Here is a 13754-nt window from a genome sequence, read left to right on the forward strand (position 1 = left end):
ACACCTTGATGAGTTGCTTTTCGCCCCCCGCCGGATAACGGGTGGGGACGGAAAATACCGCAAAACGCGGATCCGAGCGGCTCGCTTCCAGCAGGGCGGCGATGGCCTCTGGCTTGTTGTCCTCGATGCCGATCAGACAGCGTTCCGCGCCGATCATGTACATGGCGATGGCAGCGCCGCGCAGGATATCTTCCGGTTGCTCACGCATGAGTCGATCATCGCAGGTGATGTACGGCTCGCACTCCGCACCGTTCAGGATGAGCGTGGGTACCCTGGTCTGGCCGGTCGCCATTTTCGCGGCAGTCGGGAAGACCGCACCACCCAGTCCGACGATACCCGCTTCACGCAGTCGCCCGCGCAGTTGTGCGGGCGAGATGTCCTGATAATCGACCCAAGGCGTCATCCGCTCGGCCCATCGGTCCTCGCCATCGGCTTGCAACAGGATCGACGGCGCGGATATGCCACCCGGATGGGCAATGGGATGAGGGGAAATATCAACAATGGTTCCGGAAGTGGGCGCGTGGACAGAAGCCGACACGAAGTCCGTCGCCTGGGCCAGCACCTGCCCTTTGCCGACTTGATCCCCCACCTTGACAACGGCCTGCGCCGCCGCCCCGATGTGCATATGCAAAGGCAGCACATAGCACGATTGCAAGGGCATGGCCTTGATCGGCTGATCACGGGTCAGCGCCTTGTTTTCGGGCGGATGAAGCCCGCCATGAAAAGCGTGAGGTGCCGGTATGGGCCGGGGGGCAGAATCAGACATGGGCTGGTTCCGCCAGAGTGGCCTGAGGTTTATCGTCCTGAAGCTTAGGCTCCGGGAAGCGGAAACCGGCCAAACCAGTATCCAGCGGCGCCATGTCGATACAGTCGACCGGGCAAGGCGCCACACACAACTCACAACCCGTACACTCGGAGGCAATAACCGTATGCATCTGTTTGGCCGCTCCCAGAATCGCATCGACCGGACAGGCCTGAATGCACTTGGTGCAACCGATACAAACCGCCTCGTCGATCACCGCGAGGAGCGGAACCGTTTTAGCTTCGCCGTTTTTGGCGTTCAGCGGCTTAGGCTCCACGCCCAACAGATCGGCCAGATTTTTAATGGTAGCCTCGCCACCGGGGGGGCACTGGTTGATATCGGCCTGCCCCGTAGCGATGGCTTCGGCATATGGCTTGCACCCCGTAAATCCGCATTGGCCGCACTGAGTCTGCGGGAGAATCGCATCGATTTTTTCCGCCAGCGGGTTGCCTTCAACATGGAACCACTGGGCCGCCACGCCCAGCAAAATGCCGAAAGCCAGCACCAAACCGGCCGCCACAAGGATGGCAGTCAACATCAAACTTTCACCATGCCGGCAAAGCCCATGAACCCCAGCGCCATCAACCCGGCTGTAATCAAGGCAATCGGCACGCCCTCGAACGCCAGCGGCACATCGGCCACATTGATGCGCTCACGCAAGGCTGAGAACAAAATCAACACCATAGAAAAACCGACCGAGGCGCCAAACCCATACAACGCCGATTCCACAAAATTATGCGCCTGCTGCACGTTCAGCAAGGCCACGCCAAGCACGGCGCAGTTCGTCGTAATCAGCGGCAGATAAATACCCAGTACGTTATGCAGCAACGGGCTGGTTTTGCGCACCACCATCTCGGTGAAATTCACGACCACCGCGATCACCACGATAAACATGATCGTGCGCAGGTAAGTGAGCCCCAGCGGTTCAAGAATGAAGGTTTCGGTGAGATAACTGGCAATTGCCGAGAGCGTCAGCACGAACGTGGTCGCCAGCGACATACCAATGGCGGTTTCGATTTTTTTGGACACGCCAAAGAACGGACACAAGCCGAGAAACTTGACCAGTACGAAGTTATTTACCAGTACAGTACTGATTAAAATCAAAACATATTCTGTCAAGACAGACCTCCGAGCCGATGAGCTCCGGCGAAAACGCCAAAATACAGATAGCCAGTATAAATAGTAAATTATAAATAACTTATCGTTAATCTACGAAAAAACTTATAAAACATCAGGGCATCCTGTTTTCCTGCCCATAGGCCAAGGCAGATGCTGCACTCAAATCGATCGCGCAAACGATTGAAATTGTGTGAGTTCGCCATGGGTTTCCCTCAACGAACGTTCTCGAAAAATCTCAGGGATAGGGCTTTTCGTGGTTCCCATCAGTCTTTTGGACTGGCAAATCCCAAACTGACGCCGAAGCTTGCAAACAGAAGCTAAGAGACAGTTGGCCAGGGCGCAGGTTCACCGTCTTTGCCCAATTTCAGCAACCACCCCTGATGTGCCGCTCGCTCTTCGTCACTAGCGGCAATGACGCGTAATCTCATCCGGTTGGTGGGCAAGCGGATGATTTCCCCCCGTTGTTCTTGATTGTCACCCTCACCATGGTCGGCTTCTAAACCGAGGGTTTTCTGCCCGCCCGTTAGCGCCAGATATACATCGGCCAGAATTTCAGAATCCAGCAACGCGCCATGCAGCTTACGCGCACTGTTATCAATGTTGTACCGACGGCACAAGGCATCGAGGCTATTGCGTTGGCCGGGATGTTTTTTGCGCGCAATGGCCAATGAATCGGTCACGGAACTTGCGACATCAGCCAATCGACCGCCATTCGCCAGCCGGGCAAGCTCCGCATCGATAAACCCCACATCAAATTCGGCATTATGAATAATCAGCTCCGCGCCCTCGATAAACGCCAGAAATTCATCCACCACATCGGCGAATTTCGGCTTATCCGCTAAAAACGCATCGCTCAAACCATGTACATTAAACGCGCCCTCATCCACCGGCCGCTCGGGGTTGAGGTAACAATGAAATGTTCTACTCGTCACACGACGCTCGATCATCTCCACCGCACCAATCTCCACCAACCGATGCCCATCGGCAGCGGGCATCCCCGTGGTTTCAGTATCCAGTACGATTTGGCGTTCTGTCATGATCGGTTTCCTGTCAGTGGGCTTGGCGAATTATCGAGCAAGTGTACTCTGGTCAAGGGCGCCTTGAAAAACCATGGTGGGCGGACGCAAGCGCTACATGAGCAGGTTTTCGATGCCCCCAAAAGAATGATAATACTATCGACTTGACCTGATTCTGATAGGACGCAAACGAATACCGGCACAGGCCTGATGGACCCATTTTGGCAGCTGTAGATAAATTCGTTGACAATTAATCTGTGAAATTTTAGGTTCCCCTAAACACGAACGAAAGAGAAGAACCTGATGAAAAACGGAAAGTTACACAAAGCCTCATCATTTTGGTCAGCACAGCCTGCCAGCTATCGTGTTGACTAAATCACGTTGAGCGTCAATCACGATCCGGATGCAGTGATTGACAGAACACTTGCCATAAAGCATCCATTCACCCAAAGGAGAATCGGTCATGCGAGTAGCGAAGAAAGATGTGGACGTCAGGATGGAAATCCCTGGCGCGGTGATCCGTCAGCGAACGGATTTCGGCGATGCAACTGGACTGGGAAAAATCAGCTGCGAATATTTCACCCTCTCGGCAGGTGTTGACACGAGCCCGTTATTCCAAGGGCTGGAAGGCAATTTGTGCCAATGCCCTCACTGGGGCTTCGTCCTGCGCGGCCAACTCACCGCAACTGACGCGGAGGGCACACAAGAGACTGTCAAAGCGAATGATCTCTTCTACTGGCCACCTGGGCACAACGTAAAGGTCGACGAAGACGCGGAAATCATCATGTTCAGCCCTCAGCGCGAGCACAGCCACGTCATTGACCACATGATAATGAAGGTCAAAGGTTAATGTCGGTATGGTCTGCATTGCGCCTAGTTAATGATATAAACCGAGATAAACCATGGTCTGCCCCCCTGTTCCATTAACGGTAGGTTGCTTCCTTCATGATCCAGCCCTTTGTTGCCTCGTTTACGGGCACGTCAGTCGAGTTTTTTGAGACGGTGGCGATTGCTTACGCCATTGTCAGAGCCGGTTATCCCCGAGAAGCACTATCAGCCTTGGTGCTGGGCCATGTACTTGTGTTTGTCTTGGCTGTGTTTCTGTTTCCACTCCACGAGTTCTTCCCAATCTTCTGGTTGCGCCTCGTGGCTGCCGTACTGCTTACGTCAATGGGGCTGCACTGGTCGATTAAGTCGTTAAGACGCATACGAGCGCACCAGCGGCCTCGCTGGGCAGAAGATCCTCTCGGAAAGGTACAGATCACCCCAACTTCATCAACGACGGAGGCTTTTTCACTTTTTGTATTTTTTGTCATGGGAAAAAGTGCAGTCGTTGAGGCTGGTGAGATACTGTTAGTCGTTTTCCCCATCGGGGCCGCAACCTCAGCATGGACTCAGGTTCTTTGGGGTGTGGCCGCAGGCATGGCCGCTGTGTCGGCAATTACATTGGCGCTTCATGGTAAATTGAAGAAAGTTCCAGAGGTCAAGTTAAAACTCGTCATTGGGATCTTTCTCACTGTTCTAGGCATATCGTGGCTGTTGGAGCTTTACCGTGACCACACAACCTAACCAGGCGCTCCAGCCCGACGTATTTGCCTTCGCTACGGCTAATCTTCGTCCAAGCTTGGTCGTTGAGACCCTCGCCCCCTGGGCAAGAAAATTCATGACCATGAGCAAAAACCGACTTCCCGAAGCGCTCTGTAATCAACTATCGTCATGCTGGGAAGAGTCAGGGCACCCCTTGAAAGCGACTAATTCTCCCCTTCAAGAGGTTTTTCTACAGCGTCGTTAGGCTTGAATAGACGCACGCGATATCGTACGCTTGCCGGAGGGGGTAGTACCATGACTATTTTCAATGCCACTGAAGCACGCGCGAAGCTCTACAGCTTGATCGATGAAACCGCAAAAACACACCAGCCTATTGTTATTACTGGAAAAAGAGGAAATGCTGTTCTCATCTCCGAAGAAGATTGGAGAGCCATTTCTGAAACTCTGCACTTGTTATCAGTACCGGGAATGGGTAAATCAATTAAGGAGGGTATGAGAACGCCCCTTTCTGAATGCTCCGAGGAACTTGATTGGTGATTTGGCAACCTGTCTACACCAAACAGGCGCAGAAGGATGCAAAAAAGCTTGCTTCATCAGGCCTCAAAGAAAAAACGCAAAAGCTACTTGGGGTTATCAAACAGAATCCATACCAAAATTCACCTCCTTACGAAAAATTGGTTGGGGATTTTTCGGGAGCTTGTTCGAGGCGAATCAACATTCAGCATCGAATCGTTTATCAGGTCTTGTAAGCCGATCAAGTCGTTAAAGTACTGCGGCTCTGGACGCACTATGAATGAAAAATAGGGTGCTATGAAAACCTTTCGAGGCGCCCGTGCGCCTCAGGGAAGTGGCGCCGCACATCCTGTGTACATGCCCTTTGGCTGTTCCCGACCGAAGCCCGCTAAGGCGGATGCGACTCTGATATAAATCGCGCAAACAATTGAAATAGCATGATTTACTCTCGGGCTTCCCGCGATGAACGTCCTCTAAAACCCTAGGAATGGGGTTTTAGAGGTTCCCATAATTAGACCCAGCCGACACACAAGTCCGCGCCGCTTTGTTGACTGTCTCCCGCTGCCCTGTGAAATTAACCCTTCGGTGTGCCCTGGTTGGCGAGTTGGTCGGCGCGTTCGTTTTCCGGGTGTCCCGCGTGGCCTTTGATCCAGTGCCAGTGCATGTCGTGCCGTTGGGCGGCTTCATCGAGTCGTGCCCAGAGATCGGCATTTTTTACCGGCTGGCCGTCCGCGCGATGCCAGTTCTTTTTGCGCCAGTTGGGCAGCCATTCGAGCATGCCCTGGCGCACGTATTGTGAGTCGGTGGTCAAGTGAACGGTGCAGGGGCGCTTGAGTGCCTCGAGCGCGCTGATGGCGGCCAGCAATTCCATCCGGTTATTGGTGGTATGCGCTTCGCCCCCGCAGAGTTCACGCTCCGTTGTGCCATATCGCATCAGGGCACCCCAGCCACCGGGCCCCGGATTACCCTTGCAAGCGCCATCGGTCCAGATATGAACGATCTGTGCAGCAGCCTGTGAATCAGCATCTTGCAGGGCATCCTGTGCCATTATTAATTGTTTGGTCATACTATTTCTTGAACAGGTTGATGGTTCGCCCGCTGAGCTGTTGTCTGGATGGGTGCGTCGTTTGGCAGGTTGTCTGATTGGCTACGGTTGCGCGGGTTTTGTTCGGTATCATTCGCGGCAGGCGAAACGCGGGCCGGATGGCTGTCGGGGTGCTCACGCGGCGCACGGCGTCGATCACGTAAAAACCCTGCATGAACCATAACCATTTGCCGCTCAAGGCGCGACAGCGGGTCATTTTGTCATAAAACCGTGGCCGGGTAGTAGGGCACACGCCGCCTAAGTGCTCCACGCTCTGTACGTCGTAACCCAGCAGGCGCAACCAGTCGACCACGCGCCAGGCCGCGCGATGCTGCCCGGCAAGATAACCCGTTCGCATCATTTTTTCCCTGCCGAGCCAGGATTTTTGCCAATGCCAGAAACTCACGGGGTTCACCCCGACAATCATCACCCGTCCTTCCGGTCGGATGATCCGATCCAGTTCGCGCATGATCTCATGCGGCTCGCGGGTGCTTTCCAGCACGTGCAGTGCAATCACCAGATCAGCCGACTCGGTTTCAATCGGCAGATAATCAAAATCGGCCTGCACGGCCATCAAGGGCGTTTCGGTCAATTCCTCACGCGTCGCAGCCACTTGCGTGCGCGCCCGAATACGCAGGCGCGGCTCACAAGGCAGCACGGCACCCACCATCACGGCGTGGTAACCGAAGGCGTCGTCGGCCAATCGACCAAGACATGCAGCCAGGTCTTCTGCCAGCCGGGCGCCCATCGGGGTGTTGTACCAACGGGAAATCAGTTCGGTGGGGTGACAAGCGTGCACAAGGTCGTCGTTACGCATTGCCCGTCCTCTCAATAGTGATCACGTTCAACACAAATCCTCGGGGGCCAAGGCCGGTCGAAAACCGGTTACATCCCATCCGTGAGAACCTCGCCCGCTGCAAACGTCGGTGCTTGATCCATCAGCCGACGACAGGTGAACCACATTACCCCCGCCAGCACAGAAACGAAAGCCATCGACAAAAAGGCGCCGGTTGCCCCGACATGCGTCCAAAAAAAACCCGCCAGCAATAACCCCACCGCCGCGCCGCCGCCATAACTCAAGCCGGAAAAAATCGCTTGTCCACGTGCCTGCATCGGGCCGGAAAACTGCTGATGCATTACGGCAATGCCCACCGCATGAGTCAGCCCGAAGCTTGCCGCGTGCAGAAGTTGGGCCAGCAATAGCCAGAACAGCGAGTCAATCAACGTGCCGATCATCACCCAACGCAGCGCCATCAGGCCAATCGCCAACAGGAACAACGTGCTTAACGCAAAACGTCCCAAAAAGCGCGGCAGCACGAAAAACAGCACAATTTCCGCCATCACGCCCAAAGCCCACAGCAGGCCGATCACCCCGGCAGAATACCCCTTTGAATCGAGATAAATACTGAAAAAAGCATAGTAAACGCCATGCGCCACATTCACCAGAAACTGCATAGACAGAAATCCCAGCATCGGAGGCCGGCGCAGATGGCGCCAGAACGCCGGCCAGAATTGAGCCGAACGCTCCGATTGGGCCTGCGTCGCCTTCGGTTCGGGCATCAACAGCAGCAGGATCAGCAGCCCGAGCAGGAAAAGCCACATGAACCCGGAAATCAATGCGGTCTTGTATTCGATAAAACCATTGAGCACCCACCCCAGACCCACCGAGGCGACGATGAATCCGATCGATCCCCACGCCCGAATCGCCGAATAAGCATGGCTGTCGTCGGCCACGAGGCGCAGCGTGAGCACATCCAGTTGCGAGAGAATCGGCTGCCAGACCAGGCCGAACAACAACAAGGCCACCAACCACCAGATAAAAGGCGCTGAAATCAGCGTCAACCCGATGATCGCGCTAAACAAGATAAGCGAAAAGAGTGCCGTGCTGCGCAAGGCCGGCATCAGGCGATTACTGTGATCCACCCACCAGCCCAATAAAAGCGGCCCGAATATCTTGGCGAACATCACGGCCGCCAGCAACGCCCCGACTTGTTGTGCGTTAAAACCCTGCGCCAGCAGATACTGGCTGAAGAACGGCAGGAAAACCCCGAAGCCGAGGAAATAGGCGAACAGAACGGTGCGCATCATTCTTCAAAGTAGTCAGAATCGAGCCTTTTGACCTCGTAGGTAGCCACTTTTGTGACTCCGACGCCGGTATCAATCATCAATCCCGCCAACTGCTTGCCATCGATGAGAACAATTCGGGTATCAATAAATGACGCATATTGAATGGCTTCAACACTGAAATTCGATGTCGTAAGAAAAATACCTTTTTTTGCCCTTTGCCCCTGCAAAGCGCCCGCAAATTTTTGTATCTCTGGCCGTCCAACCGTGCCTTCCCAGCGCTTGGCTTGCAGGTAAATCACATCAAGACCTAATCGATCCTCCTTGATAACGCCATCTATCCCACCATCACCGGATTTTCCAAGTGTTTGGCCGGCATCTTTCAGCGATCCGCCGTATCCCATTGAAACCAACAACTCCACTACTAATCGTTCAAAGAAAGCAGGAGAAGCGGATTTAATTTTAGAAATCAATTCCACTTCTATTTCTTGTCGGATCTTTTGATAGCCAAATTCGATTTGTTCGGAAGGCGTCATTTCATCCGTTTCATACGAATCTGTGGTCAAACTCGAAACAGATTTTTCTGCCTTCGAGCCTGACTTGAAATGATTGTATTCATCAAACTGTTGCAAGTGCGCGATGTTTATTGGCCCCACAGTATTGGCAAGTGAATCAAGACCACGCTGCGTAATACGGTACTTAGCCCGCGAAGGCGACTCAATAAGACCCGCGCCCTTTAAATGAGTTTTTGCCCAACCAATGCGATTATCAAAAAGTCGGGCGAAACCGCTTGGGAGCATTTCTGCCAACTCATCTTCCGAGAGCTGGAAATGTTGAGCCAAGTAATCATTGGTTTCCCGATTTCCATGCACCTTTCCATCGGCCAAGTGTTCGAGGAGTGGCCGCATAATGGATTGGAAATCAGGAATTGCCATGATTCAGATTAACTCTTCTTGGCCGGAATCACCGGCGTGCTGCTCTTCACACCGCCGCATTGGCCGCGATGGCGCAGGGCATGATCGAGCAAGGTGAGCGCCATCATGGCCTCGGCAATCGGTGTGGCGCGAATGCCGACGCAGGGATCGTGGCGACCGGTCGTGATCACTTCCGCTGAGGCGCCGGTTACATCCACGCTCTGGCCGGGCAAACGGATGCTGGATGTCGGCTTGAGCGCGATGTGGGCCACGATGTCCTGCCCGCTGGAAATGCCGCCGAGAATGCCGCCTGCGTGGTTGCTCAAAAAACCATCGGGGGTGATTTCATCACGGAACTCGGTTCCCCGCGCGGCCACGCAATCAAAACCCGAGCCGATTTCCACGCCCTTGACCGCATTGATGCTCATCAAGGCATGGGCCAGTTCGGCATCGAGCCGATCGAACACCGGCTCGCCCCAACCGGGTGGGCAGCCTTTAGCCACCACAGTCACCTTGGCACCGACTGAATCGCCGGATTTGCGCAAATCATCCATAAAGGCTTCCAGTGCGGGGATTTGCGGTGCATGGGGCCAGAAAAACGGGTTGGTTTCGATCACGGAAGGATCAAAGCCCTCTGCCTTGATCGGGCCGATCTGCGACAGATACCCCTGAATTTGTACACCGAACGATTCTCGCAGCACTTTGCGCGCAATGGCACCCGCCGCCACGCGCATGGCGGTTTCCCGTGCGGAGGAACGGCCACCGCCCCGATAATCGCGGATGCCGTATTTTTGCAGGTAGGTGTAATCGGCGTGGCCGGGGCGGAATTGATCGGCGATCTTGCCGTAATCTTTCGAGCGTTGATCGGTATTTTCGATGACCAAGCCGATCGGTGTGCCGGTGGTTTTGCCTTCGAACACGCCCGATAGAATCTTGACCTCATCCGCTTCACGCCGTTGCGTGGTGTGGCGCGACGTACCGGGTTTGCGCCGATCAAGGTCGATCTGCAAATCCGCCTCGCTGATTTCGATACCCGGCGGGCACCCATCCACAATCGCGCCCAGCGCAAGACCATGCGATTCGCCGAAGGTGGTTACCGTGAACAGTTTTCCAAACGTATTGCCGGACATGTGTGTCATCTCATTCTTGGGGCGCCAATCAAATCGATGCGATAGCGCACGCCTTGTTAAAATAAAAGTGCACCTATTATACGCACCCAAATCCCCATCCGACCGAGAACACACGCACCATGCCGCCCGACCTGATTGCCCGCCTGCTGCACCACGCTGAACATCGACCGCAGCGCATGGCATTGCGGGATGGCGACCGTGAACTCAATTACGCCGAACTCGCCCGTCGCGTGCTGGCAATGGCGGCGGCGTTTCGCCAAGTGGGCATCAAACCAAAGGCGCACCTGGTCGTGTGGGCGAACAAGCGGCTGGAAACAGTGGTGGCGCTGTTGGCGGCACTGGCTGCGGATATCGTCTTCGTGCCCCTTCATCCTGCCCTGCGCGCACCGCAAGTACGGGACATCTTCAATCGCGCACAGGCTCATGGGCTGTTGATGGATGCGCCGCACGCAGCGGCCTTGGGTTTTTCTGAACCCTTCACGGGCGAACTGAGGTTTTCGCCACATCCGGATCAAATCCCGCACGACTTGCCCGAAGCAGAGGCAAGCGCCCGTCCGCCGTCCCTGTCGAATGGCGATCCCGATCATCTCGCGGCCCTGCTGTACACCTCCGGCAGCACGGGTTTACCCAAGGGCGTGATGGTGACCCGCGCCAATCTGAACTGCGGGGCGAGCGCGGTAAGCCGGTATCTCGAATTGAACGCGAGCGATGAGTTACTCGCCGTTCTGCCACTTTCATTCGATTATGGCCTCTCGCAACTGACGACCGCACTGACCGTCGGCGCGGGCGTCACCCTGCGGGACTACCTGCTGCCGAACGATCTGAAAAAACCTTTGCTCGAAGACGGCATCACCGTATTGGCAGGCACGCCGGGCCTGCTGATTCCGCTGGCGCGTCAAGCATGGCTTGCCCAGATCCCAGCCCTGCGCTTGATGACCAACTCCGGCGGCAAGCTGCCCGTGTCTACCGTGCGCGCCTTGCGATCGGCCCGCCCCCAGACGCAGATTTTCCTGATGTATGGCTTAACGGAAGCTTTTCGCGCCAGTTACTTGCCGCCAGATGACGTAGATGCGCACCCGGATTCCATCGGGCGGGCGTTTGCTGGCAGTCATCTGGAACTGGTGGATGCAACCGGGCGCTTGCTCCCGGCGCACGAGGCGGGTGAAGGCGAACTGGTGCAAGGTGGCCCGCTGGTCACCGCCGGTTACTTCAATGATCCCGAAGCCACGGCCCTGCGCTTTCGTGAACCACCTGCCGGTTGGCCGCATGCAGGCGATGAGCGAGTTGTCTATTCGGGCGACCATGTCCGGCGCGATGCACAAGGGCGTTTGTATTTTCTGGGCCGCATGGACGAGCAGATCAAATCGCAGGGCATGCGCGTCAGTCCGGAAGAAATCGAGCACGTGGCCTTGCAGTTCGAGGGCGTGACCGAAGCGCTGGCGTTCGGGTATCAGACCGATGACGATAACACTCGGATCGGGCTTGTCGTGGCGCCACAAACTATTGATACCGAAGCGCTTGATCGCTGGCTCAAGACGAGGCTCGCCCCCTTCCAGATGCCCGCGGCCATTGTGGCCGTCCATGCCCTGCCCCGCTCAAACAACGGCAAACTGGATCGACAGGCGAGTCGCACGCTGTTTCTGGATCGACTCGCTACCCGCTTTGAAACACCAGCGCCAGGTCGAAATTCAGGCACACTGGCGCCATGAAAAATCAAGCAGCAAAATCCACTACCGGGCTCGATGTGCTCCAGCACTGTCTTGGCCCAGCCGCAGGTGCATGGCCGCAGGCAAACGGACGACTGATGCACGGCACGGAACCGCTGACGGAGTGGCTGAAGCGCACCGGCCAATCGACACCGTCCTATGTCTATCATCTGGCCGCCATCGACCGGCAGGTCGAGGCCGTTCGCGCCGTATTGCCCGCGGACCTTCACCTGCATTACGCGATCAAAGCGAACCCGCATCCGGAAATCATCCAGCATCTGTCGCGGCAGGTAGATGGCTTCGATTGCGCCTCGCTGACCGAGATGCAGCAGGTTGTCGCCATCGCGCCGGATAAGGCGGCGCAGGCCAGTATCGCCGGACCGGCGAAATCCGACGACGAACTGATCTTCGCCATCAGCCACGGCATCCTGATCAATGCCGAATCGGCCCATGAACTCAGGCGCATCGAGGCATTGGCCGCCCAGACGGTAAAACGCGCCCGCGTTGCCTTGCGGATCAACCCGCCCTTCGAACTGAAAGGTTCGGGTATGAAAATGGGTGGCGGCGCGCGGCCATTCGGCATCGACAGCGAAGACATTCCCGCCCTGATTCGCCACTGGCAGGCGAACACGTCAGAATGGATTGATCTCGCGGGCTTTCATCTCTACACCGGATCGCAAAACCGCGATGCGACGGCACTCGGCGCCGGTTTGCGTGCAGCGATGGATTTGATAATAGAATTGAGTCAGGGCTGCAACTTCACGCCACGGCATCTGAATCTCGGCGGCGGATTCGGTGTGGTTTATCATCCGCAGGACGCGCCGCTGGATTTGGCAGCGCTCCAACCGGTACTGCACAAGATCAGCGCCACCGCGCAAGGACTATGGCCCGGCGTGCGGCTGAATCTGGAACTGGGACGGTATCTGGTGGCCAGTGCGGGCATCTACCTGACGCGCATCGTCGATAAAAAAACATCCCGCGGCAAAACCTATCTGCTCTGCGACGGCGGCATGCACCACCACCTCGCCCTTTCAGGCAATCTGGGGCAGATTTTGCGCCGCAACTGGCCGATTGTGGCTATCGACCAGCTTAACGCGCCCTGCATCCATAAAGTCGATCTAGCCGGCCCCTTGTGCACCCCGCTGGATGTGCTCGGTCAGAATCAGGAACTGCCGGAACTGGCCGTCGGTGATTTGATCGGCGTACTGCAATCCGGCGCGTATGGCTTGAGTGCATCGCCCAACGGCTTTTTATCGCGCCCGACCTGCGGTGAGTATTTCTTCAAATAAGTAATACAGCCCCGAAGGCTCACGGCGCCCGCCTCACCTGAAAGAACGCTTGCAAGAGCGCCGCAGCTTCCTGCTCGCAAGGCCCCGTATCGATGATTACCGGATGGTGATGCCAGGGCGCGCGATTAAGATCAATCGCCCCGCCGCAGGCACCCGCACGCGGATCGGGCGCGGCAAAAACCACTCGCGCAATACGCGCATGACTAATGGCCGCCATGCACATGGGACAAGGCTCCAGTGTCACATACAGGGTGCAATCGTCCAGCCGGTAATTGGCCAGCGCCATCCCTGCGGCACGCAGCGCCAACATCTCGGCATGTGCCGACGGATCATTCAGACGAATCGGCGCATTTCGGCCCGTGGCGATCACCTTGCCTTGGCGAACCACCACCGCCCCGACCGGCACCTCGCCGTCCGCAGCGGCAAGACGAGCCTCATTCAGAGCCTGCTGCATGAATTGGCGGTCGACGCTTGAGGGTAGTTTCATATTTTCACAATACCAATTCAGATGCCTACCTTGAAGGAAACAATGGACTTAAATAGGAACTCAGCAGAGCCAAATGAAATTC

16 protein-coding genes are annotated in these 13754 nt (G+C 56.0%); 6 read left to right on the forward strand and 10 right to left on the reverse strand.

Annotated elements, in window-relative coordinates:
- From M7R55_RS05070 to dnaQ, 4 genes are all read right to left on the reverse strand, one after another.
- The coding region (locus tag M7R55_RS05070) for an RnfABCDGE type electron transport complex subunit C (RefSeq protein WP_298219102.1) at window positions 1-766 on the reverse strand (766 nt) is incomplete at its 3' end.
- Window positions 759-1340: an electron transport complex subunit RsxB gene (rsxB, locus tag M7R55_RS05075; RefSeq protein ID WP_298219104.1), complete on the reverse strand. Its 582-nt coding sequence runs from the start codon at window positions 1338-1340 to the stop codon at window positions 759-761. The genes rsxB and M7R55_RS05070, both read right to left, overlap by 8 nt.
- The gene (gene rsxA / locus M7R55_RS05080) at window positions 1340-1921 is read right to left on the reverse strand and encodes an electron transport complex subunit RsxA (protein ID WP_298219105.1); all 582 of its coding nucleotides are present in this window, start codon (window positions 1919-1921) and stop codon (window positions 1340-1342) included. Before rsxA ends, rsxB begins: the two co-directional genes overlap by 1 nt.
- Before the next feature lie 317 nt (window positions 1922-2238).
- Window positions 2239-2958, reverse strand: coding sequence for a DNA polymerase III subunit epsilon (gene dnaQ / locus M7R55_RS05085; RefSeq protein ID WP_298219107.1), 720 nt, complete (start codon window positions 2956-2958; stop codon window positions 2239-2241).
- A gap of 442 nt (window positions 2959-3400) precedes the next feature.
- Here dnaQ and M7R55_RS05090 point away from each other — a divergent pair, with 442 nt between their 5' ends.
- From M7R55_RS05090 to M7R55_RS05105, 4 genes are all read left to right on the forward strand, one after another.
- On the forward strand, window positions 3401-3787 hold the full coding sequence (locus M7R55_RS05090) for a cupin domain-containing protein (protein ID WP_298219108.1): 387 nt from the start codon (window positions 3401-3403) through the stop codon (window positions 3785-3787).
- 95 nt (window positions 3788-3882) lie between these two features.
- Window positions 3883-4506, forward strand: a complete 624-nt coding sequence (locus M7R55_RS05095) for a hypothetical protein (protein WP_298219109.1) — start codon at window positions 3883-3885, stop codon at window positions 4504-4506.
- 273 nt (window positions 4507-4779) lie between these two features.
- Window positions 4780-5022, forward strand: a complete 243-nt coding sequence (locus M7R55_RS05100; protein ID WP_298219110.1) for a type II toxin-antitoxin system Phd/YefM family antitoxin — start codon at window positions 4780-4782, stop codon at window positions 5020-5022.
- Entirely contained in the window at window positions 5019-5234 is a 216-nt protein-coding gene (locus M7R55_RS05105; protein ID WP_298219112.1) for a Txe/YoeB family addiction module toxin, read from the forward strand. The genes M7R55_RS05100 and M7R55_RS05105 overlap by 4 nt, the downstream gene beginning before the upstream one ends.
- Window positions 5235-5572: 338 nt before the next feature.
- Here M7R55_RS05105 and rnhA read toward each other — a convergent pair whose 3' ends face one another.
- The 5 genes from rnhA to aroC form a co-directional block, all read right to left on the reverse strand.
- Window positions 5573-6046: a ribonuclease HI gene (rnhA, locus tag M7R55_RS05110; protein WP_298219127.1), complete on the reverse strand. Its 474-nt coding sequence runs from the start codon at window positions 6044-6046 to the stop codon at window positions 5573-5575.
- 19 nt (window positions 6047-6065) lie between these two features.
- Window positions 6066-6899, reverse strand: coding sequence for a class I SAM-dependent methyltransferase (locus M7R55_RS05115; RefSeq protein WP_298219114.1), 834 nt, complete (start codon window positions 6897-6899; stop codon window positions 6066-6068).
- 68 nt (window positions 6900-6967) lie between these two features.
- Complete coding sequence (locus M7R55_RS05120) at window positions 6968-8170, reverse strand: MFS transporter (protein ID WP_298219116.1); 1203 nt, start codon at window positions 8168-8170, stop codon at window positions 6968-6970.
- Entirely contained in the window at window positions 8167-9081 is a 915-nt protein-coding gene (locus M7R55_RS05125; protein ID WP_298219118.1) for a restriction endonuclease, read from the reverse strand. The genes M7R55_RS05120 and M7R55_RS05125 overlap by 4 nt, the downstream gene beginning before the upstream one ends.
- An 8-nt stretch (window positions 9082-9089) precedes the next feature.
- Window positions 9090-10190: a chorismate synthase gene (gene aroC / locus M7R55_RS05130; RefSeq protein WP_298219120.1), complete on the reverse strand. Its 1101-nt coding sequence runs from the start codon at window positions 10188-10190 to the stop codon at window positions 9090-9092.
- Between the two features lie 119 nt (window positions 10191-10309).
- On the opposite strand from aroC, the gene M7R55_RS05135 reads away from it, so the two are divergent.
- Both M7R55_RS05135 and M7R55_RS05140 read left to right on the forward strand, forming a co-directional pair.
- Window positions 10310-11899 carry an AMP-binding protein gene (locus tag M7R55_RS05135; protein WP_298219121.1) on the forward strand — a complete coding sequence of 530 codons (1590 nt, stop codon included), beginning with the start codon at window positions 10310-10312 and terminating at the stop codon, window positions 11897-11899.
- On the forward strand, window positions 11896-13185 hold the full coding sequence (locus M7R55_RS05140; RefSeq protein WP_298219123.1) for an alanine racemase: 1290 nt from the start codon (window positions 11896-11898) through the stop codon (window positions 13183-13185). The genes M7R55_RS05135 and M7R55_RS05140 overlap by 4 nt, the downstream gene beginning before the upstream one ends.
- Window positions 13186-13204: 19 nt before the next feature.
- Here M7R55_RS05140 and tadA read toward each other — a convergent pair whose 3' ends face one another.
- Window positions 13205-13672 (reverse strand): tRNA adenosine(34) deaminase TadA, encoded by a 468-nt coding sequence (gene tadA / locus M7R55_RS05145; RefSeq protein WP_298219125.1) that lies wholly within the window; start codon window positions 13670-13672, stop codon window positions 13205-13207.
- Between the last annotated feature and the right edge of the window lie 82 nt (window positions 13673-13754).

It is taken from the genome of Halothiobacillus sp. (assembly GCF_027346185.1).
In the GTDB taxonomy this organism is placed as follows: Bacteria; Pseudomonadota; Gammaproteobacteria; order Halothiobacillales; family Halothiobacillaceae; genus Halothiobacillus.

Excerpts from the sequence above, each read along its gene's own strand:
- M7R55_RS05100 (WP_298219110.1), top strand. The coding sequence starts at position 4,780 with ATGACTATTTTCAATGCCACTGAAGCACGCGCGAAGCTCTACAGCTTG.
- tadA (WP_298219125.1), bottom strand. The coding sequence starts at position 13,672 with ATGAAACTACCCTCAAGCGTCGACCGCCAATTCATGCAGCAGGCTCTG.
- M7R55_RS05135 (WP_298219121.1), top strand. The coding sequence starts at position 10,310 with ATGCCGCCCGACCTGATTGCCCGCCTGCTGCACCACGCTGAACATCGA.
- M7R55_RS05090 (WP_298219108.1), top strand. The coding sequence starts at position 3,401 with ATGCGAGTAGCGAAGAAAGATGTGGACGTCAGGATGGAAATCCCTGGC.
- dnaQ (WP_298219107.1), bottom strand. The coding sequence starts at position 2,958 with ATGACAGAACGCCAAATCGTACTGGATACTGAAACCACGGGGATGCCC.
- M7R55_RS05095 (WP_298219109.1), top strand. The coding sequence starts at position 3,883 with ATGATCCAGCCCTTTGTTGCCTCGTTTACGGGCACGTCAGTCGAGTTT.
- aroC (WP_298219120.1), bottom strand. The coding sequence starts at position 10,190 with ATGTCCGGCAATACGTTTGGAAAACTGTTCACGGTAACCACCTTCGGC.
- rsxB (WP_298219104.1), bottom strand. The coding sequence starts at position 1,340 with ATGTTGACTGCCATCCTTGTGGCGGCCGGTTTGGTGCTGGCTTTCGGC.
- M7R55_RS05120 (WP_298219116.1), bottom strand. The coding sequence starts at position 8,170 with ATGATGCGCACCGTTCTGTTCGCCTATTTCCTCGGCTTCGGGGTTTTC.
- rnhA (WP_298219127.1), bottom strand. The coding sequence starts at position 6,046 with ATGGCACAGGATGCCCTGCAAGATGCTGATTCACAGGCTGCTGCACAG.
- M7R55_RS05125 (WP_298219118.1), bottom strand. The coding sequence starts at position 9,081 with ATGGCAATTCCTGATTTCCAATCCATTATGCGGCCACTCCTCGAACAC.
- M7R55_RS05115 (WP_298219114.1), bottom strand. The coding sequence starts at position 6,899 with ATGCGTAACGACGACCTTGTGCACGCTTGTCACCCCACCGAACTGATT.
- M7R55_RS05140 (WP_298219123.1), top strand. The coding sequence starts at position 11,896 with ATGAAAAATCAAGCAGCAAAATCCACTACCGGGCTCGATGTGCTCCAG.